The organism is Gammaproteobacteria bacterium (assembly GCA_029880545.1).
Classification (GTDB): Bacteria; Pseudomonadota; Gammaproteobacteria; order Acidiferrobacterales; family SZUA-150; genus JAOUOD01.
Window position 1 is genome coordinate 386,152 of the sequence record JAOUOD010000001.1, and the last position, 21,347, is coordinate 407,498.

Consider the following 21,347-nt stretch of genomic DNA (forward strand, 5'->3'; position numbering starts at 1 on the left):
GGCGCCAACCGGGTCGCGTGTCGGCGCGATGGTTCCCGTCCTGGTCTGCCATGCATTCAGGTTTTTCCACATACCAGCTGTTTATCCTCGTGAACAAACCCGTCGTGTTTGATGCCGGTGCGCTGACCGCAGTGGAGCTCGCGGCGGGATATTACGTGTACACCGGCAGCGCCAGGCGCAATATTGTTTTGAGGCTGGCGCGGCATTTATCCGCAGACAAGAAACTGCACTGGCACATTGATTACCTGCTGGCTCGTGATGGTGTGAATATTGTTGATGCCAGATTTTACCAAACTTCAGAATGTGAATTGAATGCCATGACACAAGGTGAATTTCCGATATCAGGGTTTGGTGCCAGCGACTGCGTTGCCGGTTGCATCAGCCACTTGTGTTACCAGGGCAATGCCAGCCATTACCCGGAGGTGAAGTAATGGCGTTGATCAGTGGTGAAGGCTTGTCACTAAATTATGGCCCGCATATCGTATTTGATGCCATTAATTTTGCTATTGAGCCGGGTGAACGCATTTGTCTTGTTGGCCGCAACGGTGAAGGCAAATCAACCTTGCTGAAATTGCTGGCACATGAAATTGAACCCGATGACGGTATTGTCCGCTACCAGGATGGCATCCAGGTAACACGCCTGACCCAGGAGGTACCGGAAGCCAGTGATGAGACGGTGTTCCGTTATGTCGGCCAGGCTTTTGGCGACAAGTCTGAATTGATGCAGAAGTACCATGAGGTTGTGCATACGGTGACGGAAACCGGTGGTGCCCAGGGGCTTGAGGAGATGGCGCGTCTCCAGGCAGAACTGGAACACGCTGATGCCTGGTCAGTTCAGCAGCGGGTGGAAGCGCTGCTGAGTCGTCTCGGTCTTGATGCCGATGCATCGATGACATCGTTGTCCGGTGGCTGGCGTCGTCGTGTGGCGCTGGCGCGTGCGCTGGCGCTGGAACCGGAAGTGTTGTTGCTCGACGAGCCCACCAACCATCTTGATATCGATGCCATTGCCTGGCTGGAATCGACCATTGAGCGCTTTAATGGCACGGTTGTATTTGTCACTCACGACCGTGCCTTTGTCGACAGGTTGGCTACCCGTATTCTCGAGCTGGATCGCGGACACCTGAACAGTTATCCCGGCAGCTATGCCGAATACCAGCAGCGCAAGCAGAAACAGCTTGAAGATGAAGCCACGGTCAACGCCGAGTTTGACAAGAAGCTGGCCAAGGAAGAGGTGTGGATACGCCAGGGTATAAAAGCCAGGCGTACGCGCAACGAGGGTCGTGTCAGGGCGCTGAAGAAACTTCGCGAAGAACGCCGCGAGCGGCGCGAGCGTTCAGGCAATGTCAGTATGAAACTTGACCAGGGCGTTCGTTCCGGCGCCCGTGTTATCGAGGCCAGGAATATCAGTTTTGCCCGTGACAGCAACGCGATAGTCAGCAATTTTTCCATCGACATTATGCGCGGTGACCGTATTGGCCTGGTCGGTGCCAATGGTTGTGGCAAGACCACGCTGATCAAGCTGTTGCTGAAGCAGCTGGCGCCGGACAGTGGCGAGGTAAATCATGGCAGCCGGTTGCAGGTGGCCTACTATGACCAGTTACGTGAACACCTGGAACCTGAAAAATCAGTCATGGACAATCTTGAGTACGGTTCCGAGTTTGTCGAGGTGGCGGGTCAGCGTCGACATGTATTGAGTTATCTTCAGGACTTCATGTTTGCACCAGACCGTGCACGATCACCGTTGAAAAATCTTTCCGGTGGCGAGCGCAACCGGTTGTTGCTGGCGCGGCTGTTCCTGCGCCCGGCCAACTTGCTGGTGCTGGATGAACCCACCAATGATCTTGATGTCGAGACACTGGAACTGCTTGAAAGCCTGCTGATGGATTACGAGGGCACGCTGGTGGTGGTCAGTCATGACCGGCAGTTCCTGGATAATGTCGCCACCAGCCTGCTGATCTTCACCGGCAACGGCCAGGTCGAGGAGCATATTGGGGGCTACAGTGACTGGCAGCGCCACCATTCCGACCGGGTTAAGCAGCAGCGCCAGGCAAAGTCTGAAGCCAAACCGGCAACAAGCAGTAATGAGAAAGCTCAGGCTGATTCCGGCAAGACCGGCAAGCGCAAACTCAGTTACAAGGAGCAGCGCGAGCTGGAGGAACTGCCAAGGCTCATCGAGAGACTGGAGACGCGCCAGCAGGAATTAACAATGATGATGAGTGCGGCGGATTTCTACCAGGGCGACAAGCAGGCCATTGTTGAGGTTACCCAGGAAGTCAGCGAAACCGAACACAAGCTGGTCGAAGCCTATGCCCGCTGGGAAGCGCTTGAAGCCGTGGGGAGCTGAGATGTCATCCTTGTATGAGCTTGCCCATGAAGCGCTTGCGCAGCGTGATATAAAAACCAAGCTAGAAGCAACGCATGAGCTGGAGCGCGCATGGCTGGCTGGCGAGCTTGACCGGACTGATGACAAGGCGTTGTTACCCTGCGATGCCGGCAGGCCGGCCAGGCCTGAGCGGGTGAACCCGACCGCGGTGCCGCGGCGCGGCCTTGGAACAGATGAAGGCCGAGCAGCATTTATTCATGCGCTGGCCCACATAGAATTCAATGCCATCAATCTTGCGCTGGATGCTGTTTACCGGTTTCGTGACCTGCCTGATGAATATTATGGCGACTGGATACGGGTGGCGCGCGAAGAGGCGGAGCACTATGTGTTGCTGCGTGGCCGACTCGTGGAACTTGGCCATGATTATGGTGATTTCCCGGCTCATGGCGGTTTATGGGACATGGCCCGGCGTACCGCTGACGATGTGTTGATGCGCATGGCGCTGGTGCCAAGACTGCTCGAAGCGCGCGGCCTGGATGTAACGCCGGGTATGATCAAGCGCCTGGAGTCCGTTGGTGATGACAAAACTGTTGAAATACTTGAGCTGATTTATCGCGAGGAACTTGGCCATGTTGAAATCGGTACCCGCTGGTTCAACTTTGCCTGCGAACAGCGCGAGCTTGATCCGCAACAAACCTATATTTCCATTATCGAATCTCATGCGAGCGAACGGATTCGCAAACCCATTAATATTGATGCACGGCGCAAGGCCGGTTTTACCGATACAGAGCTCGCTTTCCTCGACAAAACATCTGGTTGATCAGGCCCGTTTCAAGTGACAGATTGTGTCACCAGTTTGCATTGTGGTAATTGCGGTTAAAGAATTGTCAATACATGATTACATAATGTTGTTTCCCCAAGCTTATGTGTCAGAATTGATGCCTAGTCAGCAAACAGTTGCCATGGGGTGCGACGTCATTGTCGTAGTTGTAATGTGAGAAACAGAAGAACCCTGTTAACAGACGAAAGAATCAACCCGAGAAGAAACGTAGATTTTGATGGTTTCGTCTGTCGTGGCCGCGAGATTCCCAGGCGCTGTTATATTAAGAGCATCAGTTTTGGTTCCGTTGCCCTGAAATTCAGCGGTGAGGGTAAACTGCTTATTGGTGACGAAGTAGAGGTGCGCATCACCGATATAACCAACGCTGACATGGGTGTTGTCAGGCTGAAAGGTGTGGTAGTCAATTCCCGGGATGAGTTGTACGGCATTCGTTTTTCCCGTCTTGAGCTCGGACAGTATGATGCCGTGCTACGCATGGTGTTTGCCACCGGTGATAACCTGCTCGCGCTGCCGAAACTGGCAGCAAACTTTTAACGCGTCGGCGCAGCCCAGAAAATCCGCGCGATTGCCGGCTGAATTTTCCGCGTTCGACAAATCATTCGGGCCGGGTCTTGTGGGGCGCATCCAGTGATGAGGACGCTTGGTCAGGATGGAACGATGGCGCCGGGCGCCATCGCCTGCTGAGTTTGTTCCGCTGGCGTACCAGCCGGCTCAGTTCTCCGCTTTCATTTGCGAAACCTGCCAGCCCGACACATTCTTGCTGAATTCAAAGTGTCGATTGACCATTTTGCCGCCGGTCAGGTACTGCATGAGCAGTTCACCCTTGCCCGGGCGATGGCCAGGCGTAAATCGCACATCGCTATAGGCGACCTTGCTGATGGATTTGCCTGGTTCCTTGGCCAGCATGTATTTCAGGGCAACGTACATCAAGGTTTCGTCGGCATCACCGGTCAGTACCGGTTGGCCGCCAATCTTGCGAAAGCCGGTCGTGATCGCTTTGAAGCCGCCCTTGATTTCAACAGGGCCGGCATTAACAGCCATGGCCACCGCGAGACTTTCCCCGTTCAGATCACCAAACTTGATGGCCACGGCCGTATTCGCATTGCGAGACACTTCCGTGCCGCCGGATCCGGGCGTGTTGTTTCGCACCACCAGCGTTGCCCGGTCAAAACTCTTGCCCACCGGCACTTCCCAGTTGTCATGACCGAAATCGATAATGATTTCCGTATGGCTGCTGCCGGCCGGGCCCTGTCTCAGGGTAACAATGCCTTTTTCATAGCCTATAAAGTCCGGATCAAATGTTTTTCCATCAAGCTTGCTGACCAGTGAGCCCGGCCTGGCGTCCGCGTTATTGGTTGTTGCAGGTGCTGCAGTCTTTACTTCCGGGGCAGCAGCGCGTTTGCGCGGAGCCGGTGCGGGCTGGGATGTCGGAGCCGGTTCGCCAAGACCGACCATTTCCAGAATTGGGGCAATGTCCAGTGCCAGGCCACCGTTCAAGGCAAAGTATCCGCCACCCAGTGCGACCAGCAACAGCAGCAAAAGGGCTGCCCGCTTGTTTTGACCACTGTTTTTGCGGGTAACGGGCTTGGGTTTTTTGTCCCCGCCACCCAGCCCGAACAAGCCACGTTTTTTTGGCTTGTCGACTGCGGTATTGCCAACCGTGCTGTCGCCGCCAATATCGAGCATTTCTTCAGAGGGTGCATCGAGATCGCCGTCATCGAAGTTGGGCATGGCGACCGTGTACTCAGCGTTACTCGAAGCTGATTTTTTCTTGAACCTGGAGAACAGGTTTTTAAAAGGAATTTCCATAGCCATAGCTCTCTAAATAGTCCTTTAGCGTGAATGTGGCAAGTCCGACGACTGCTTCAGGGTCGGTGTATCCGGTGAATTGGTCGGGCTGATGGGCAGGCAGTCGTTGTTGCCGGCGAAACTGACCAGCCCGGCATACTTGTTTTTTACCAGGGCCAGGTGTGCATTTTTGGTGGCGGAATCAGTGGTTGACGGATATACCAGGTGCAATTGCCTGGTTCCGGAGCGATAGGCCAGCCTGCCAATTTCGTTTGCTGTCAGCACCGGCTGGCTTGTTTGTTTTTCGGAATGCGGCTTTGCCAGCAGCAAGCCGGTTCCTGATGCCAGGGTTTCGAGTTTTTCCGATACGTTCGCGCTGTCATCTACCAGGGTGACGCTGTTGTTGTCTGTGCCTAGCCGCCAGCTAAGGGTTGGCATAAAGCGATTGTCACTGTCGGTTGCCTGCAGTTGATACTCCGGGTCGTTGAGGACGCTGAACAGGTTTTCCCCCGGCTTGCCCGGTCGCTGTCCCGGCCGCTTGCCGGAGCCGGCGTTGTGGGCCTTGAGTTTATAGCCCTGGTAGCCGAGAGGGCTGATGACATCCCCAAGGTGTCGCCAGGCTCCGCGTTTCTGATCAAACAGGGTGCGCACAAAATTTACGGTAGAAGGCATGTACTTGTTTCCATCCGGGCCGAACACTGACAGGGTTTCGCGCCGGCCGCTGGCCTGGGAGGCGGCGACAAAAATCGGCAAGTCGTTGCTGCGGCTGGCATCGAGGCGAGTAAATAGTATCGTCTTCAGGTCATGAATATTGGCCCCGGACTGAAGAAAGCCGTGGTAGCTGCCGGAGCCTGGATTGATCAAGACACGTACTCGCCCGTTGACCCAGAGCTGATAGGAATAATTCTGGGGCACTGCTGATTGGCTTGTCGGACTGATGTTTATGACTTCCAGTGCACTGCGATAGCGGTCACCACATTGACTTGCCAGCGTAACCTGGCCGACCGGAATAGACAAAAAACAAAACAGCAGCGTACGCCGGGTCAGCGTACGTCGAGTTGGATAATTCTGTCCAGTCGGATGCAATAGCGCGTCTCGTTATTATCAGTTGCCAGCAGGAACTCTTCACCATTACGGGTTTGCAGGTCTACGGGCGTTATCATTGTAACGTGTTTTCGTCCGGCTTCCAGCCAGCCTAGCTGCAGGCATCGGCGTTGCATGATGGCCAGTTCCAGCTCGGAGTGAAAACTGCAGGAAACGGGTTGGTAATCAGTCGTCATGGCGACGGATTTCGATTCGCAGCAATTCGTCCCGGCCGTTGACCAGGGTAGTGTAATGAATGGTCCGACAGCAAACCTTGCAGTCTTCGCGATATTCTTCGCTACCGGCTGACACGTCAATATTGCTTTCGAAGCGCTCGCCGCAATAGGGGCAGCGCACAGTCTGGCTCACGATCATGATAACTAGCGTAGCAGAGGTCCGGCCAATGTCTTGTTGGTGACGCCAATTTTTGTGCTTGCATCGGCGCGGCTTCCGGTCTATTCTGCATGAGAACATAGTGAGAACATCTTATGCTATCCGATCGTCAGCGCCAGATTTACCAGTTTATTCGAGACCACGTGGCTCGTTTTGGTGTAGCGCCTAAATTGCGCGAGATTGGTGATCATGTCGGCATCAATTCCCGCGGCACGGTGCATCGTCACGTTAAGGCGCTGGAGCAGGCAGGATTGATTGAGATCGATGCGGAGCAGTCCAGGGGTATTCAGTTGCTGGACCAGGAGGAGCAGCCTGCCGGTTTGCCATTGCTGGGCCGAATCGCTGCAGGTTGCCCGATTGAGGCCATTGCCGGCCAGGAACGCATCGACCTGGGCGGCTTTTTTATGGGTGCCGGTCGGTATGTATTGAAAGTGCAGGGTGATTCCATGATTGATGATGGCATTCTGGATGGTGACATGGTCGTCGTGCGCCATTGTGATCGTGCCGAAAATGGCGCAATTGTCGTCGCCCTGATCGACAACGAGGAAGCGACCCTGAAGCGAATTTATCGTAACGACGACGGCACGGTGACGTTACAGCCTGCCAATTCTGCGATGGCGCCCATGCGTTACTCGGGCGACCGGGTAACACTGCAAGGTGTTGTGGTTGGCCAATTTCGCGCCTACGACTGAAGTGGAGGTGTACAAAATGCGTAAGTTGCCTGGAATCAAATTTCACCGGAGCCGGGACAGGGAAATGGAATCACTGGCCTGTTATTGGCCAACAGCCTTGTTGTGCATCCCCGGCTGCGATTACGCGCAGCTGCTGAAACTGTTACCGGCAGCTCGCGAGAACCTGGGCGTCAGTGTCTGGCCTGCACCCCATCAAAGCGTTGCCACTGATGTCATTATTGATATCACCCATTGGCAGGCACCGCTGGGCGGCGCATTTGCAGCTGCCTGGGCGTTGCTGGACCAGTTAAAACATTGTGCGCCATCACTAAGTTGGCGCGCCGGGCTGGGCCCCGGAGTCACCGCCGCGCGGTTTGCTGCCCGGAATGCCGGAAACGGCGATCTGGTTGATATCCCGCCGTGGGAGCTGGGCAATGTTATTGCGTTCGTGCCGCTGTCCGAGTTTATCGACAGCTTGCCGTTACGCCTGGCATCGGCTTTTCGTCGTGATGGCGTGCGTAACTGCGGCGATGTGCTGGAATTCCGGACTGGAGACTGGCTGGATTGTTATGGTGCGACCGGTAATGAAGTGCGGCGCTGTTGCCTGGGCCTGGATTATCTTGAAGCCTCGATATTGCCCGGTGCTGATACCGTGCAGCCGGAACATGGAATGCCGGTTAGCCGAAAGTCGTTGATGTTACCGGTGAACGCTACAAGTTTCAGGGCGCTCAGCGCTTATATGCGGGTACTGTGTGTACGATTGTCCCGGGAATTGAAACAGGCAAGCCAGAAGACTGCCCGGATTGAAGTCGAGCTTTGGTCCCGTGGCGCCCAGCCGGTTTGGGCGTTTGGTGTAAGCCTGGGTATGCCGGGTAACCAGGCCGCAGATTTGTATACGGTATTGCAAGCGGGCTTGCGCCGAATGAAGCAGACCGAATCAGTGTCCTGCATGCGCATGACGGCCGGCCAGCTCAGCCACGAAGCCGGCCAGATGAATATGCTTGATCAGCTTTTGGCTGGCCAGAAAATCCAGAACAGTACAGCACCCAGTATCAATCGATAGACTACAAATGGTGTCATGCCAATTCGATTCAGAAATTTCAGGAACCAGTGAATGCATAGATAGGCGCTTATGCCGGATAGCAAGATACCGGAAATAATTGCCATCCAGTCAACCGGACCGGTTTGTTTGACCAGGTCAAGCAGTTTCAGGCCGCCGGCCGCAGTGATAGTGGGTATCGATAGCAGAAACGAAAATCGGGCAGCAGCTTGTCGATCCAGTCCCAGTAACAAGCCGGCGGTAATGGTAATGCCTGAACGCGATGTGCCTGGAATCAGGGCGACAGCCTGGGCTATGCCAATCAATAGATAGTCCTTCAATCCAAGCTGTGTCTCGTCTCTTTGACCTTTTCCGCGTCGATCCGCCCAGGCCAGGGCAACGCCAAACACAATAGTTGTCGCTGCGATAACCAGTGGTGAGCGCAAATGGTTTTCGACAACCCCGTTAACCAAGAATCCGGCAACCGCGACAGGAACGGTGGCAATTATCACGCCCCATGCCAGCTGGCTGTGGACAGTGGATTGGCGATTACCGGTGAAGCCGGTAGAGCCAAGCCAGTCACGGGTCATGAGCCACACTTCGCGGCGCATATAAAGTACAACCGCTGAAAGCGTGCCAACATGAACGGCGACATCAAATGCCAGGCCCTGATCCTGCCAGCCGAGCAAGACAGGTACGAGAATCAGGTGTGCCGAGCTTGATATGGGCAGAAATTCGGTAATACCCTGGACGATGGCCAGAACCAGTATATTGATAAATTCCAATGGCTTGTTTCCGACAGGCTGTGGCTGCAATGGACCCGGAAGCCTGGAGTTGCAGCAATGAACAATCCAGAATCGTTTGAAGTGTGCGTTGACCGGGGTTGTCAGTCAACACCAAAGGCCTCTACTATCGTTTGCTGACAAGTCATACCCCGGGATGAATCATAGTGACCAGCTTTGGCGTATATCAGTACCAAGCAAGCGGCCTGTTGGTCGCGGCCCTGTTATTGTTTTCAACGTCGATGCAGGCCGATGAGCCGCAGCCGTTTTCAGTAACCTACAAAGTGTATCGCAGTGGTTTTGAAGTCGGCACAACGCGCTACAAGCTGATGCGTGATGCTGAATTCTATATCTACGATGCCAAGGCAAGGCCGGCAGGTATAGCCGTCGTACTTGGTCTTGACAAGGCCATGGAGATCACCCGGCTGCAACAACAAAACGGCCAGTTAAGGCCGATGCAATATGAATACAGCATTGAAGGTGAGGACCAGTCGCGACGGCAAATCAGTTTTGACTGGGAACAGATGGTGGCGACGGTGATCAAGCCGGACAAGACGCGAACCATCCGGTTAACGCCAGACACCCTGACGCCTTTGGCCATGCAGCTCGTGGTAATGCAGGATATGCAGGTCGGGCAACTCAAGCCGTCCTACACAGTTATCGGCAACAAGCGGCTGGAACACTACCGGGTCAGAAAACTGGGCACCGAACCGGTGGTTACCGGCATCGGGCGCCTGCAAACCGTGTTGATCGAAGGGTCGCATACACGCAAGGGTGTGACCCGAACCATGCGCCTGTGGTGTGCGCCGGACCTCGCCTATCTACCGGTGAAAGTAGAGCAGGACAGGGACGAATCCAGTTTCACCCTGGAACTGGTGGCCGTCGAGGGCCTGGGCAAATAGGGTCGTCGCTGTCGTAAAGTCGGAGCTTTGACCCGGGCATTTCCGGATTAAAGTTGCCCGCAAAATGTGTCGATAAGTTGACGGAAAACCGTTAGCTGAAAAAGATGCAGATCAATCCTAACCCGGGCCTCAGGCCGACCATATTGACCGGACAACTACCTGGTACCCAGGTGTGGCAACCCGGTGAAATCATCAAGGCATTGGCATTGAATGATGTAGCCAAGGGTACCGCACGTTTCCGTCACAATACGCTGGTATTTGAGGCACAGTTGGACCGGCCCATGGCCAAGGGCGAAACTGCCCAATTCCGCGTCCTGAAAGGTGGCGAAAAACCGGTGTTGCAGTACCTGCAGCCGCAAACCGAACCGGTTTCCACGGCCATAAACCGCGCCATGATGCAGCAAAAACCGTTGGCGCCGGTGCTGGCGCGAATCGTGGCCTACACCGCTTCTGTACCAGAGCAGGACGCGTCATTGCCTGCTGAAGTGGTGCGAACCATGAAAGGGCTGGCGTCGGCACTACCGGGGCTGGACCAGTTGACCAGGCCCGATACGTTGCGGCAGGCGCTCAGCCAATCCGGAACCCTGCTCGAAAGTCATTTGCGTGTGTTGGCGGAGCAGCGCTCCGGAATACAGGGCAAAGCGCCGGTACCGCCGAGCACGGCGATCGTCGAAGGCGACCTGAAAGCCGGGTTGTTAAAGTTATTGGCGTCAATTCGACCAGTGCAGCAGCAGTTGCCCATCGGTGTCGGCGGTGTGCCGCATGCCACTTTTGGCAATGCATCGACGGAATATGCGCCCCAGCCGCCGGTTGGCAGGACTGTCTTGCGCGCCGGCCGGGAACCGGTCGCAGAGCTATTGCCCGGCCAGAAACCGGTCATGCCGGATTTGATGAAAGATGTTACCGCCGCCCTTGGACGAATCAATATACTGCAATTGTTCAGTGGCCATGCTGATGCTGCCGTACAAACCTGGTGGACGGAATTGCCGTTTGTAAATGCCAGCCATGTCGAGGTATTGCCATTGGTAATCGAGCAGGATAGCAGTCATGTGACGGGCGGAGACGGCAAGCATCGCTGGACAGTCAACCTGGGGTTTGATCTGGACGGGATTGGTGCACTGTATGCACGCATAGCCATGGTAGAGACCCAGGTGTCTGTTCAGTTCTGGGCCGAGCGTGAGGAGTCAGTAGACAAAGTGAACAGCTTCTTGTCGACCTTGCGAAGCGACATTGAATCGGACGGGTTGTCGATATCAATTTTGCATTGTGATCACGGGCAACCGTCCCAAACATTAACCAGTGCCTTGCCAGACCAGACCCTGGAGTTGCGCGCATGAGCAACAAGCTTGATGTTTACAGCAAGACTTCGGCAGTCGCTTTGCATTATTCCGGCCTCGGCGCGCCGATAGTAACCGCCAAGGGCGAGGGTTTGATTGCAGAAAAAATTCTCGAAATTGCCCGGGCCAACAACGTACCATTGCATGAAGACCGGGAACTGGTGAAGCTGTTGTCCAATATTGAACTGGGGGCGGAAATACCCGAACAGCTGTACCAGGTTGTAGCCCGGGTAATCGCTTTTGCCTACAGCATCAGCGGAAAGCAGCCGCCGTTACCGGAGCCGGCCCGGCCTGTTGATGATGCGTGATCGATGAAGTGGCCAAAGCGCCTAATGCGTGTATAGCTTGGCCTCACCTTCCGGCCGTGTACGAAATCGCTTGTAACACCATAAGTACTGTTCGGGTTTCTGGCGTATGCATTGCTCGACATGATAGTTTAACGAGGCAAGAGAAGCCGATACATTGCTATCGGTAACAAGCTTGTCAGTTTCCTTGAGATGAATAATATAGCCGCGTCCGAATGACAGTCGTTCCGCCCAGGCACACAACACCACGGCGCCGGTTTTGTTGGCAAGCCGTGACAGCAACACCATAGTGTTCGCCTGTATGCCGAAAAAAGGGGCAAATTTCCCTTGCCCCCGGCTCGGGTCCTGGTCGGGTAATATGGCGGTCAGTTCGCCGTTGGAAATACGCTTGAACAGCGTACGAACACCCCGGGCATCGGTGCGAACAACCCTTCCGCCCAGGCGAGTCCGGCCCTGTATCATGGTTTTATCAAGACCGGCAATCGGGGGTGGCAGGTACAGGCAGGTCATCGGGTAGCGAGCCGACATGTGCAGCCCGATGATCTCCCACATGCCGAGATGGGGCGCCGCAAGAATCACCCCTTTGCCCCGGGCATAGGCATCAACAAGCAATTGTTCGTTGACGACACCCTTGACCAGTTTCAGTACGCGCTTGCTGCCGCGCATCCACATGGCCGAACTTTCCAGTGCACCCTTGGTTGTTTCTACCAGGCTTCGACGGACCAGTTGCCAGTGGTCCCAGCCGCCCAGTTCAGGAAAGCACAGCTTGATGTTGACTATCGTCGTGCTGCGCCGCCTGTTCGGAACAAGAAAAAACAGCGTACCGAGCAGGTAACCTGCAGCATGAATAACCGGAAGTGGCATTAACGCCAGCATCCGCAAGATCAGCTTGATGACTGCTGCCATGTTTACCGGGCCACCGTTGGCACAAAATTGGCTGTCTAGTTTACACCATCAAGATTGGTTTCATCGGCCTTGATCAGCAGGCCCTTGCGACCGCTGAGTATGCTGCGAACCTTGGCAGCCGCAAAACCGGCGCCAAATCGAAGCAGCCTGGCCATATGGTTGGGATGTTGCAGCGTCATTTTCAGATAGTGGTGCCCAACCTGTCGACGCTTGTAGAACGATGTCAGTACCTCCTGGTACTTGCGGTCCAGTTCTTCAACCGTAAATCCCTCCGGTGCCCAGACAAAGTTCATGCCGTTCATTTTTTCCCAGTGGTCGTCACGAATATTGGTGCCGTACAGGTCACGGTATATGGGTGAGCCGGGATAGGGGGTGAACTTGGTCAGGTTCATGATGGTCATGGGAATGCGGCGAACAAAATCCTTGGTCTTTTCAATGGTCTCATTGGTTTCACCGGGGTAGCCAAGCATGAACAGGCCTTTGGTGCGAATGCCGGCCTCCGCGGTCCATTTGACCGCCTGTTCGGACTTTTCAATTTCCGCAGACTTGTCCATCTGCTTCAGCATTTCATTGGAACCGGTTTCGAGTCCAAAGCTTATTTCCCAGCAGCCGGCCTGTTTCATCAGGCCGAGCACGTCCGGCTTGACCGTATCGACGCGGGCGGTACATGACCAGGTCATCTTCAGGCCGCTGTCTATAATCATGTTGCACAGTTCGGTGACACGAACCTTGCTGGCAAGAAACAGGTCATCAACAAACATGATATGGCGAACGCCGTATCTACTGTTGAGATGTTGCATCATCTCGAAAACCTTCTCGGGCGAATAATGGCGCACCCTGTTGCCGAACGTGGACGTATCGCAAAAACGGCAATGGAACGGGCAACCACGGGAAGCGGCGATCGTTGCTACCGGGCCCTTTGGAAAATCGTAGATAGCCGGTTTGTAGGCATGAGGGAAGTCGGGCAGCAAGTCCCAGGCGGGAAACGGTAATTCGTCGAGAATCTTGTTAATGGTTTTCCCGGGCGTGGTTTTGATAAATGGACCGTCGCGGTAAATGATGCCGGGAACTTCGCGAATTGAGCCGCCGGCGTCAAGCGCGGTAAGCAAGTCCATGAGAATTTTCTCGCCCTCACCGTTGACTGCGTAGTCAAACTCCTTGAATCGTTCCATGGTTTCATTGCCCATGGATGAAATATGTGGTCCGCCAACGATAATGATGGTCTCGGGCAGCGCCTGCTTGACCAGCCTGGCGATAGTAACGGCGTTCCAGACACCAACAGTGAACAGGGTAATCCCGACATACTTGGGCGCCTGCCTGGTAATCTTTTCGGCAACGGCTTCCGGCGTATAGCCGAAAATGTCCGATTCGATGATCGACGGGCTGTAACCGTGCTCCCTGACTTCGGCGGCGAGATGCAGCAAGCCGAGAGAGGGTGAGTTATTGGTAATGTGTTTGACAAATTCGTAGCCTGCGGCCACGCGCTCGTAAGGCGGGTTTACAAATACTATCTCTTTGCCCATTTTAACGGTACCACGTTTCCAATCACGGAAACTCTGTAAGGTCTTGTAATATAAGGCGAATACTGACCCCCCGTATGCGGAAAGTCAATTTTTACCACTCCTGCGTTATTATAGCCGCCATTCATAAAGGAGGAACAAATGGCAGTTGCAGGTGTATTAAAACCCAACCAGCAAATAATACCCGATCTCTACAACCTGGTGAAAATCCTGACCCTGTTTGCCATCATCGGCGCGTGTTTTGTTGCCGGTCATCTGGGCGCCCTGGAGATGGAAAGTCGGTGGCCCGGTGGACCGGGTAGCATTGCCTGGGTAGTCAAGTGGCACTGGCTGCTACTTACCGGTACCGGTGCCAGTATAGCCGTAATCGGCTTGGGGATCCTGGCTCATGATGCGGTACACAAGGTGCTATTCAGTCGCCTGTGGCTGAACGAGTGGCTTGGCGGATATATTTCGGCCATGGCGTTGTTGCCGTTTCACAGTAATCGACAGTTTCACCTGGCGCACCACAGTTACGCCCACCAGCCCGGAAAAGACCCGGAAAACCCCATGCATAACCACGATAGCCTGTTGTTCGCGGTAACTGCGGGATCCGTGATCGCGCTGGCGCTGCAGTATCGCATCCTGTTCTACAACCTGTTCACCCGGTATTTCACCAGGCGATACTTTGGTCGCGTGACCCGGGACCTAGTGCTGGTGGCACTTGCCGGCCTTACATACTTTGTTGTCATTCCGGCTGCGGGCTTGCCGATTGGGCACAGTTTCCTGCCCATGTTCCTGGCATTGCCGCTGGTGTTCGGACTGCGTGCCATTTCTGATCATTATGGGCTCCCGCCTTTGAACCGGGAGCTGAAAACCGAGGGCAAGCCTACACAAACCGAGCTGGATGCCTGGCATGAGCAGAACGCACCAATACAGGCGGAGGTGACCGGCTGGGTGATTTTGACCAACCCGGTGCTGGAGTGGTTATGGAGCAACGTGAATTATCACGAAGTGCATCACAAGTTTCCGTACCTGTCGTACCGCTATCTCAAGGATACCTTTGAACAGACCCGTGACCAGTTACCTTATATTGTTGCACATGGATACGCACGGAACCTGTTCAGGCAACGCAAGCGCAAATACTACGCTGATACCATGCCGCAAGAATCGTGAATCCCGGTAGCCATGAGATATAAATCTGCAATCAGTCTTGTTGTCGTGGCCGCGGCGTGCCTGTCCGCTTGCGGCTCAATAAAGACGCTGGCGCCTGGCGCAAAACAGGATATGGCAACGAACCAGAAGTATCGCAACACCCGCTGCGAGGCTATTCCGCGCACCTACAGCGGCGTGATGTATGTCATGTGCACGGCATACATTCAGAAGCCGGAAACCGATACTGAGACTGACACCACGGAGCGGCCCGGCCAAGATGAAGCCGTGAATGTCGATAAAAGCATTCCCGGTGCCAGTGTTCTCGACCTGTTCCTGAGCGGCGTCATTGATACGTTGGTGTTGCCCTACACGCTGTTCCGGCAACTCACCGAGGGTGGATTCAAGTTCAACGTCGATCCCGAGTACCGGAACGGGGAGCTGATACGACGGGACTACTGATGGTGTACTGTTGATATTGGCCAGGCGGGGCCGCATATAGGGCACGTTACTCATTTGGAGCAGGTAAAATGCCGTCACAAGTTCATGTTGTTTGTGGTTATTGCGACCAGGTAAACCGGATTCCGGGTGATCGTCTTGCTGATGGCCCCAAGTGCGGTGGCTGCGGCCAGAAGCTTTTCAAGTCCAAGCCCGTGGAGCTGGGCAGCAACAATTTCAACGCTCACATCAACAAATCAGACCTGCCTGTAGTCGTGGATTTCTGGGCGCCGTGGTGCGGACCTTGTCGAATGATGGCACCGGCATTTGAGCAGGCTACAGCTGACTTTACCGGCAAGGCGCAGCTGGCCAAGGTCAATACCGAGGCGGAACAGGGCCTTGCCGGCAAGTACAATATCCGCAGCATTCCAACCATTGCCATATTTCACAAGGGCCGGGAAATAGCTCGCCAGGCCGGGGCAATGGACCGACAATCCCTGAGCCGCTGGATCAATCAACACATCAAGTAGCGCCGGAACTGGTCATTGTCATGCAAACATTGCAATAATGTTTGCATGACATGGCATGCGCCTGGTTTGCCTCATACCCGGGATGTTGCGGACATCCTGGCAGAGTTGCGTGTGTCTGAAAACGGACTGGACGACCCTGAAGCCGGTCGACGCCTGGAGCAGGTCGGATTTAACCGTTTGCCGGTGGCAAGGCCTGCGTCAATCGGCAGGATTTTCGTTCGCCAATTCAAAAACCCCCTGATCTACATCCTGTTAGCGGCAGCCGCGTTATCCGTGTTTGTTGGTGAATTGATTGACGCCGGGTTTATTGCCGTTGTGCTGTTGTTCAATGCAGTCATTGGAACGGTTCAGGAGTACCAGGCAGAAAAAAGTGCACAATCCCTGCAGCAGATCCTGGCGTCGGTTACCCGTGTACGTCGTAACGGCAGTGTTCGTGAGCTACCGGTAGAGCAACTGGTCCCTGGTGACATCGTCTTGCTGGAATCCGGTGACAGGGTGCCTGCTGATGCCCGTGTCATGACCTCGGTAGCACTGGAGGTTGACCAGTCATTGTTGACCGGTGAGTCGCTATCCCAGGACAAGTTCGCGCAAGTCATTGGTGATATCGAAGCGACACTGGCAGATCAGTCCAACATGGTGTTTGCCGGAACCATCATCTTGCGTGGTCGCAGCGAAGTCCTGGTTACCGCAACCGGAATGACAACGCAGCTCGGCGCCATTGCTGATGTTGTCAGCCGCGGTGAGCGGGAAACGCCGCCGCTGATCCGGCGCATGGAGCAGCTTACGCGGCGCATTGGTTTTGCCTATGTTTTTGTTGTCGTGTTGATGGTTGCAATCGCGGCAATTCAGCAAAAAGATATTCTGAATGTTCTGCTGGTAACCATTGCCCTGGCAGTTGCAGCAATACCGGAAGGCTTGCCAGTGGCTATTACCGTCGCATTAAGCGTTGGCATGCGCCGAATGGCCAAATCAAATGTAATTGTTCGTCGCCTGGTGGCGGCGGAGACACTGGGCTCCTGTACCTGTATAGCCTCAGACAAGACCGGCACGCTGACGGTAAATGAAATGACCGTCAAGCGATTGTTATTGCCTGGTAATACAGAACTGGATGTTTCAGGCGAAGGACTGTCGCCTGACGGCGAGATTCGTCTTCAGCCGGATGCCTTGGCAGGAGTCGGCGATGTCGTGCTGGAACTGTCACGCGCAGCAGCGCTTTGTAATGACGCCAGTATTACGTGGTCCGGAGGAGATGCTCGTGCAACCGGGGACCCGGTGGACATTGCCTTGCTGGTATTGGCCAAAAAAGCCGGCTTTGAGCCCGGCGAAATCGCAACCCGGTTTGAACGCCTTGGCAGTATTCCGTTTGAACCGGAGAACCGGTTTGCGGCAACGCTGCATCGCAGGAACGGCCGCAACCAGGTATTGGTAAAAGGCGCTGTCGAGCGAGTCCTGGATATGTGTACAACCATGCTGGATGTATCGGGAATGATTGATCTCGATCAGCAGCAGGTTGAACAGGCAGCAAACACGTTGGCAGGACAGGGATACCGGGTGCTGGCACTGGCGCAGGCCGATAGTTCTGCAGATGTGATTGAAGAAAAAGAATTGCGCGGTATGTGTTTTCTCGGGCTTGTCGGAATGATCGATCCACCTCGGCCTGAAGCGCGGCAGGCTATCGCGCAATGTCACAGTGCCGGGATCAGGGTGGTAATGGTTACCGGTGATCATCCTGGTACCGCCGAAGCCATAGCCCGTCAACTGGGAATGACAGAAGGCGAAGCAAAAGTCATTACAGGTCGTCAATTGCATCACCTGAAGAGTGCTGACGTTAATGAATATGAGAACGTCATTACTGAAACGGATGTTTTTGCCCGTGTTGATCCGGTAGACAAGCTCGATATTGTCAAGGTGTTGAGTAGAAAGGGTCACTATGTCGCGGTAACAGGAGACGGCGCCAATGATGCGCCGGCACTGCGAACCGCGCACGTGGGCGTTGCCATGGGCAGAAAGGGTACCGATGTTGCCAGGGAGTCAGCAGAGCTGGTGCTGACCGATGATAACTTCGCCTCTCTTGTCGAGGGCATCCGGCAGGGACGCGTAGCCTACAATAACGTGCGCAAGGTTGTATTTCTGCTGGTCTCCACCGGTATGGCAGAAGTGATCATGTTTCTAGCGGCGCTGCTGGCCGGGTTACCGTTACCATTTACTGCCGTACAACTGCTGTGGCTCAACCTTGTTACCGAAGGTATCCAGCATGTCGGCCTCGCTTTTGAAAAAGCGGAGGGCGATGAAATGAAAAAGCCACCACGTTCACCGAAAGAGTCCGTGTTTAACCGGGTAATGATTGAGCGAACCCTGTTGTCTGCATCCTATATGGCGGTGTGTGCATTCATCATGTACAAAACACTTCTGGACAGTGGTTATACAGTCGAGCAGTCCCGCAATTTTGCACTGTTGTTGATGGTTTTGTTTGAAAATGTCCAGGTACTCAACGCCAGGTCGGAATCACGCTCGCTGGCGTCTTATAGTCTGTTCAGTAACCCGTTATTGTTGATTGGTACGGCCATGGCGCAGCTTGTCCATATCGGCGCAATGTATGTGCCGGGAATCAACAAAGTGCTGGATGTTCAGCCGGTGAGCCTGAAATCATGGCTTGCCCTGCTGGTTGTTGCAGTTGGCCTGGTTGTATTGATGGAAGCCCACAAGATAGTATTGCGCCGGCGCAATTCCTGAGCGAAGCATGCAACAAGAAAAGAATTTATCCAGCCTGAAAAACTATATCATAGTCACCGTAGCGTACTGGGCATTTACCCTGAGTGACGGCGCGCTGCGCATGCTGGTGCTTTTGCATTTTCATGGTATTGGCTATAACGCGTTCCAGGTGGCCATGCTGTTCCTGTTGTACGAGTTTTTCGGCATGGTATCCAATCTTGTCGGTGGCTGGGTTGCGGCCCGCCTTGGTATCCGAAGCACCTTGCTGACCGGCCTGGCGTTGCAGGTTATTGCGCTCATGATGCTTTCGATGCTTGACCCTGGCTGGGTAATATCCGTATCGATTACCTACGTGATGATTGCCCAGGCGCTGTCCGGAATCGCCAAGGACCTGACAAAGATGAGCGCCAAGAGTGGCGTGCGGCTGGTCAGCGGGGAAGCCGGGGGACAGCTGTATCACTGGGTAGCGGTGCTGACTGGGTCAAAGAACGCATTAAAAGGAGCCGGTTTTTTCGTCGGTGGCATGTTGTTAACTTTCGCGGGATTTGTCGGCAGCCTGTGGATATTGTCGGCAATGTTGATGGCCGCATTACTGTACGCAATGGCATTGCCGACTGCTGTCGGCAGGGTAAAAACTAAGCCACGATTCAGTTCGCTTTTTTCAAAGAGCCCGTTGATCAATTCATTGTCGTGGGCGCGCCTGTTTTTGTTTGGTTCCCGTGACGCCTGGTTTGCCGTGGGCTTGCCGTTATACCTGGTTAATGGCCAGGGCTGGACGGCTGCACAAGTCGGATCGTTCATGGCGGCATGGGTAATCGGCTATGGAATTGTCCAGGCTTCGACGTCGTGGCTGTTTCGTGACAGGACGCCTGGTGCCGGAACATCGCTGGCGTGGATATCAGCGTTGACCTTGCTCACACTGGTCATTGTAATCATGTTGAATACCGGGCTGGACGCGTTGACCGTAATCCTGGCCGGGCTGACGGCATTCGCAGCATTGTTTGCGGTTAACTCGGCAATCCATTCGTTCCTGGTGCTGGCCTATTCAGATAGTGACAACGTGACATTGAATGTCGGTTTCTATTATATGGCCAATGCTGCCGGGCGACTGATCGGAACCCTGTTATCCGGCGCCGCATACTATTGGCAAGGTATTAACGGCTGCCTCGCGACGGCGACAATGATGTTGGTCGTGTCAGCCGTGCTGTCTTTACGGCTTCGAGTTATAGAAAGCAGGCAGCCTGATCAGTTTGACCAGGTTTCCCGGAGAAACTGAAAAGGCGACCACCCTTTGGGTGATCGCCTTGATCGGATTGATGCGACCAGTCGATTTCAGAAGATGTCGTTTCTGTTAGCGATCGTACTCCGGTGACGCCGCGATCTTGTGAATGCTCAGGTCGGCGCCGTTAAATTCGTCTTCCTGGCTCAGGCGCAGACCAATTGCAGCCTTGATGGCACCATAAACGATAAATCCGCCGGCGGTTGCAATGGTAACGCCTATGATTGTACCGAGAGCCTGGGCGCCAAAGCTGACTCCACCCATTCCGCCCAGCGCCTGCAGGCCGAAGATGCCAGCAGCAATACCGCCCCATGCGCCGCACAAGCCGTGCAGTGGCCACACACCCAGCACGTCATCAATTTTCCACTTGTTCTGGGTAAGCGTGAATGCCCAGACGAACAAGGCGCCGGCAATTCCACCAGTCAGGAATGCACCAATCGGGTGCATGATGTCTGACCCGGCGCAGACAGCCACCAAGCCGGCCAGTGGACCGTTGTGAATAAAGCCCGGGTCATTCCTGCCTGCCAGTAACGAGGCGAGAATGCCGCCCACCATGGCCATCAGCGAATTAACCGCCACCAGGCCGCTGATACCGTCGATGGCCTGGGCGGACATTACGTTGAAACCAAACCAGCCCACGGTCAGGATCCAGGCGCCCAATGCCAGGAACGGAATGCTGGAAGGCGGGTGAGCTGCCACTTGGCCTTCCTTATTGTATCGGCCTTTTCGCGCGCCTAGCAGGATGACGGCGCCCAGGGCCAGCCAACCACCCATGGCATGGACCACTACGGAGCCGGCAAAATCATGAAACGGGACCCCGAACATCTGCTGAATCCAGTCCTGCATGCCAAACTTGTTGTTCCAGGTCATGCCTTCGAACAAGGGGTAGACAAGCCCGACCAGTATGGCGGTGGCAAGCAGCTGTGGGTAAAACCGGGCACGTTCGGCGATGCCGCCGGAAATTATCGCCGGTATGGCGGCAGCAAAGGTCAGCAGAAAAAAGAATTTCACCAGCTGGTAGCCGTTCTGGCTGGCCAGGGTTTTGGCATCAGCAAAAAAATCAATGCCGTAGGCGATGCCATATCCGACGAGAAAATAGGCGACTGTTGACATGGCAAAGTCCGTAATGATTTTCACCAATGCGTTGACCTGGTTTTTCCCACGCACAGTCCCGACTTCCAGAAACGCAAAGCCGGCGTGCATGGCCAGGACCATGATGGCGCCCAACAAGACAAATAGAGTGTCAGTACCTGATTTCAAAACATCCATTGGTCATCCCCTTGCAAATATATTGTTGCTTCGTTTAGCAGGGACCGTGCCATCAGAAATTGTTGTTAAAAACCATATACTTAGGGATTTATGTTGGG

22 protein-coding genes are annotated in these 21,347 nt (G+C 54.6%); 14 read left to right on the forward strand and 8 right to left on the reverse strand.

Annotated features, from left to right (window positions below; all coding sequences use genetic code 11):
• The first annotated feature begins 89 nt into the window (after positions 1-89).
• The 4 genes from OEZ10_01750 to OEZ10_01765 all read left to right on the forward strand — a co-directional run bounded on the left by OEZ10_01750 (position 90) and on the right by OEZ10_01765 (position 3,698).
• The gene (locus OEZ10_01750; protein MDH5631697.1) at positions 90-431 is read left to right on the forward strand and encodes a GIY-YIG nuclease family protein; all 342 of its coding nucleotides are present in this window, start codon (positions 90-92) and stop codon (positions 429-431) included.
• Positions 431-2,344 (forward strand): ATP-binding cassette domain-containing protein, encoded by a 1,914-nt coding sequence (locus tag OEZ10_01755; protein MDH5631698.1) that lies wholly within the window; start codon positions 431-433, stop codon positions 2,342-2,344. The genes OEZ10_01750 and OEZ10_01755 overlap by 1 nt, the downstream gene beginning before the upstream one ends.
• A gap of 1 nt (position 2,345) precedes the next feature.
• Positions 2,346-3,143 (forward strand): ferritin-like domain-containing protein, encoded by a 798-nt coding sequence (locus OEZ10_01760; protein ID MDH5631699.1) that lies wholly within the window; start codon positions 2,346-2,348, stop codon positions 3,141-3,143.
• 174 nt (positions 3,144-3,317) lie between these two features.
• Entirely contained in the window at positions 3,318-3,698 is a 381-nt protein-coding gene (locus OEZ10_01765) for a PilZ domain-containing protein (protein MDH5631700.1), read from the forward strand.
• Positions 3,699-3,875: 177 nt separating this feature from the next.
• Here the strand turns inward: OEZ10_01765 and OEZ10_01770 are convergent, their stop codons facing one another.
• From OEZ10_01770 to OEZ10_01785, 4 genes are read right to left on the reverse strand one after another with little or no spacing between them, the layout of a single operon-like run.
• The gene (locus OEZ10_01770; GenBank protein MDH5631701.1) at positions 3,876-4,973 is read right to left on the reverse strand and encodes a hypothetical protein; all 1,098 of its coding nucleotides are present in this window, start codon (positions 4,971-4,973) and stop codon (positions 3,876-3,878) included.
• A 24-nt stretch (positions 4,974-4,997) separates the two neighbouring features.
• Positions 4,998-5,969, reverse strand: a complete 972-nt coding sequence (locus OEZ10_01775) for a hypothetical protein (protein MDH5631702.1) — start codon at positions 5,967-5,969, stop codon at positions 4,998-5,000.
• 26 nt (positions 5,970-5,995) lie between these two features.
• A complete protein-coding gene (locus tag OEZ10_01780) occupies positions 5,996-6,232 on the reverse strand; it encodes a transcriptional antiterminator, Rof (protein MDH5631703.1) in 237 nt (78 codons plus the stop codon).
• Positions 6,222-6,410 (reverse strand): CPXCG motif-containing cysteine-rich protein, encoded by a 189-nt coding sequence (locus OEZ10_01785; protein MDH5631704.1) that lies wholly within the window; start codon positions 6,408-6,410, stop codon positions 6,222-6,224. Before OEZ10_01785 ends, OEZ10_01780 begins: the two co-directional genes overlap by 11 nt.
• Positions 6,411-6,523: 113 nt before the next feature.
• On the opposite strand from OEZ10_01785, the gene lexA reads away from it, so the two are divergent.
• Together lexA and OEZ10_01795 are read left to right on the forward strand one after the other, a co-directional pair.
• On the forward strand, positions 6,524-7,120 hold the full coding sequence (gene lexA / locus OEZ10_01790) for a transcriptional repressor LexA (GenBank protein ID MDH5631705.1): 597 nt from the start codon (positions 6,524-6,526) through the stop codon (positions 7,118-7,120).
• Positions 7,121-7,184: 64 nt separating this feature from the next.
• On the forward strand, positions 7,185-8,162 hold the full coding sequence (locus OEZ10_01795) for a hypothetical protein (GenBank protein ID MDH5631706.1): 978 nt from the start codon (positions 7,185-7,187) through the stop codon (positions 8,160-8,162).
• Here OEZ10_01795 and OEZ10_01800 read toward each other — a convergent pair.
• Positions 8,105-8,923: an undecaprenyl-diphosphate phosphatase gene (locus OEZ10_01800; protein MDH5631707.1), complete on the reverse strand. Its 819-nt coding sequence runs from the start codon at positions 8,921-8,923 to the stop codon at positions 8,105-8,107. The two genes, OEZ10_01795 and OEZ10_01800, sit on opposite strands and share 58 nt — an antisense overlap.
• 164 nt (positions 8,924-9,087) lie before the next feature.
• On the opposite strand from OEZ10_01800, the gene OEZ10_01805 reads away from it, so the two are divergent.
• The 3 genes from OEZ10_01805 (at position 9,088) to OEZ10_01815 (ending at position 11,467) form a co-directional block, all read left to right on the forward strand.
• Positions 9,088-9,822: a DUF3108 domain-containing protein gene (locus OEZ10_01805; GenBank protein MDH5631708.1), complete on the forward strand. Its 735-nt coding sequence runs from the start codon at positions 9,088-9,090 to the stop codon at positions 9,820-9,822.
• 104 nt (positions 9,823-9,926) lie between these two features.
• On the forward strand, positions 9,927-11,159 hold the full coding sequence (locus OEZ10_01810; GenBank protein MDH5631709.1) for a flagellar hook-length control protein FliK: 1,233 nt from the start codon (positions 9,927-9,929) through the stop codon (positions 11,157-11,159).
• Entirely contained in the window at positions 11,156-11,467 is a 312-nt protein-coding gene (locus OEZ10_01815) for an EscU/YscU/HrcU family type III secretion system export apparatus switch protein (GenBank protein MDH5631710.1), read from the forward strand. The genes OEZ10_01810 and OEZ10_01815 overlap by 4 nt, the downstream gene beginning before the upstream one ends.
• Positions 11,468-11,488: 21 nt before the next feature.
• Here the strand turns inward: OEZ10_01815 and OEZ10_01820 are convergent, their stop codons facing one another.
• Together OEZ10_01820 and OEZ10_01825 are read right to left on the reverse strand one after the other, a co-directional pair.
• Positions 11,489-12,370 (reverse strand): lysophospholipid acyltransferase family protein, encoded by an 882-nt coding sequence (locus tag OEZ10_01820; GenBank protein ID MDH5631711.1) that lies wholly within the window; start codon positions 12,368-12,370, stop codon positions 11,489-11,491.
• Between the two features lie 35 nt (positions 12,371-12,405).
• Positions 12,406-13,893 (reverse strand): radical SAM protein, encoded by a 1,488-nt coding sequence (locus OEZ10_01825; protein ID MDH5631712.1) that lies wholly within the window; start codon positions 13,891-13,893, stop codon positions 12,406-12,408.
• Positions 13,894-14,031: 138 nt separating this feature from the next.
• On the opposite strand from OEZ10_01825, the gene OEZ10_01830 reads away from it, so the two are divergent.
• The 5 genes from OEZ10_01830 (at position 14,032) to arsJ (ending at position 19,977) form a co-directional block, all read left to right on the forward strand.
• Complete coding sequence (locus OEZ10_01830; protein MDH5631713.1) at positions 14,032-15,045, forward strand: fatty acid desaturase; 1,014 nt, start codon at positions 14,032-14,034, stop codon at positions 15,043-15,045.
• A gap of 12 nt (positions 15,046-15,057) precedes the next feature.
• Positions 15,058-15,483 carry a YceK/YidQ family lipoprotein gene (locus tag OEZ10_01835; protein ID MDH5631714.1) on the forward strand — a complete coding sequence of 142 codons (426 nt, stop codon included), beginning with the start codon at positions 15,058-15,060 and terminating at the stop codon, positions 15,481-15,483.
• A 68-nt stretch (positions 15,484-15,551) separates the two neighbouring features.
• Positions 15,552-15,989, forward strand: coding sequence for a thioredoxin TrxC (gene trxC / locus OEZ10_01840; protein ID MDH5631715.1), 438 nt, complete (start codon positions 15,552-15,554; stop codon positions 15,987-15,989).
• A gap of 45 nt (positions 15,990-16,034) precedes the next feature.
• Positions 16,035-18,722 carry an HAD-IC family P-type ATPase gene (locus OEZ10_01845; GenBank protein MDH5631716.1) on the forward strand — a complete coding sequence of 896 codons (2,688 nt, stop codon included), beginning with the start codon at positions 16,035-16,037 and terminating at the stop codon, positions 18,720-18,722.
• Positions 18,723-18,729: 7 nt separating this feature from the next.
• Complete coding sequence (gene arsJ, locus OEZ10_01850; GenBank protein MDH5631717.1) at positions 18,730-19,977, forward strand: organoarsenical effux MFS transporter ArsJ; 1,248 nt, start codon at positions 18,730-18,732, stop codon at positions 19,975-19,977.
• A 75-nt stretch (positions 19,978-20,052) separates the two neighbouring features.
• On the opposite strand, the gene OEZ10_01855 is transcribed toward arsJ, so the two are convergent.
• Positions 20,053-21,249 carry an ammonium transporter gene (locus OEZ10_01855; GenBank protein MDH5631718.1) on the reverse strand — a complete coding sequence of 399 codons (1,197 nt, stop codon included), beginning with the start codon at positions 21,247-21,249 and terminating at the stop codon, positions 20,053-20,055.
• Positions 21,250-21,347: the final 98 nt, after the last annotated feature.

Coding starts and splice junctions, on each gene's coding strand:
- OEZ10_01755 (MDH5631698.1), top strand. CDS start 431: ATGGCGTTGATCAGTGGTGAAGGCTTGTCACTAAATTATGGCCCGCAT.
- OEZ10_01760 (MDH5631699.1), top strand. CDS start 2,346: ATGTCATCCTTGTATGAGCTTGCCCATGAAGCGCTTGCGCAGCGTGAT.
- OEZ10_01770 (MDH5631701.1), bottom strand. CDS start 4,973: ATGGAAATTCCTTTTAAAAACCTGTTCTCCAGGTTCAAGAAAAAATCA.
- OEZ10_01780 (MDH5631703.1), bottom strand. CDS start 6,232: ATGACGACTGATTACCAACCCGTTTCCTGCAGTTTTCACTCCGAGCTG.
- OEZ10_01785 (MDH5631704.1), bottom strand. CDS start 6,410: ATGATCGTGAGCCAGACTGTGCGCTGCCCCTATTGCGGCGAGCGCTTC.
- lexA (MDH5631705.1), top strand. CDS start 6,524: ATGCTATCCGATCGTCAGCGCCAGATTTACCAGTTTATTCGAGACCAC.
- OEZ10_01795 (MDH5631706.1), top strand. CDS start 7,185: ATGGAATCACTGGCCTGTTATTGGCCAACAGCCTTGTTGTGCATCCCC.
- OEZ10_01810 (MDH5631709.1), top strand. CDS start 9,927: ATGCAGATCAATCCTAACCCGGGCCTCAGGCCGACCATATTGACCGGA.
- OEZ10_01815 (MDH5631710.1), top strand. CDS start 11,156: ATGAGCAACAAGCTTGATGTTTACAGCAAGACTTCGGCAGTCGCTTTG.
- OEZ10_01820 (MDH5631711.1), bottom strand. CDS start 12,370: ATGGCAGCAGTCATCAAGCTGATCTTGCGGATGCTGGCGTTAATGCCA.
- OEZ10_01825 (MDH5631712.1), bottom strand. CDS start 13,893: ATGGGCAAAGAGATAGTATTTGTAAACCCGCCTTACGAGCGCGTGGCC.
- OEZ10_01830 (MDH5631713.1), top strand. CDS start 14,032: ATGGCAGTTGCAGGTGTATTAAAACCCAACCAGCAAATAATACCCGAT.
- OEZ10_01835 (MDH5631714.1), top strand. CDS start 15,058: ATGAGATATAAATCTGCAATCAGTCTTGTTGTCGTGGCCGCGGCGTGC.
- trxC (MDH5631715.1), top strand. CDS start 15,552: ATGCCGTCACAAGTTCATGTTGTTTGTGGTTATTGCGACCAGGTAAAC.
- OEZ10_01845 (MDH5631716.1), top strand. CDS start 16,035: ATGACATGGCATGCGCCTGGTTTGCCTCATACCCGGGATGTTGCGGAC.
- arsJ (MDH5631717.1), top strand. CDS start 18,730: ATGCAACAAGAAAAGAATTTATCCAGCCTGAAAAACTATATCATAGTC.
- OEZ10_01855 (MDH5631718.1), bottom strand. CDS start 21,249: ATGGATGTTTTGAAATCAGGTACTGACACTCTATTTGTCTTGTTGGGC.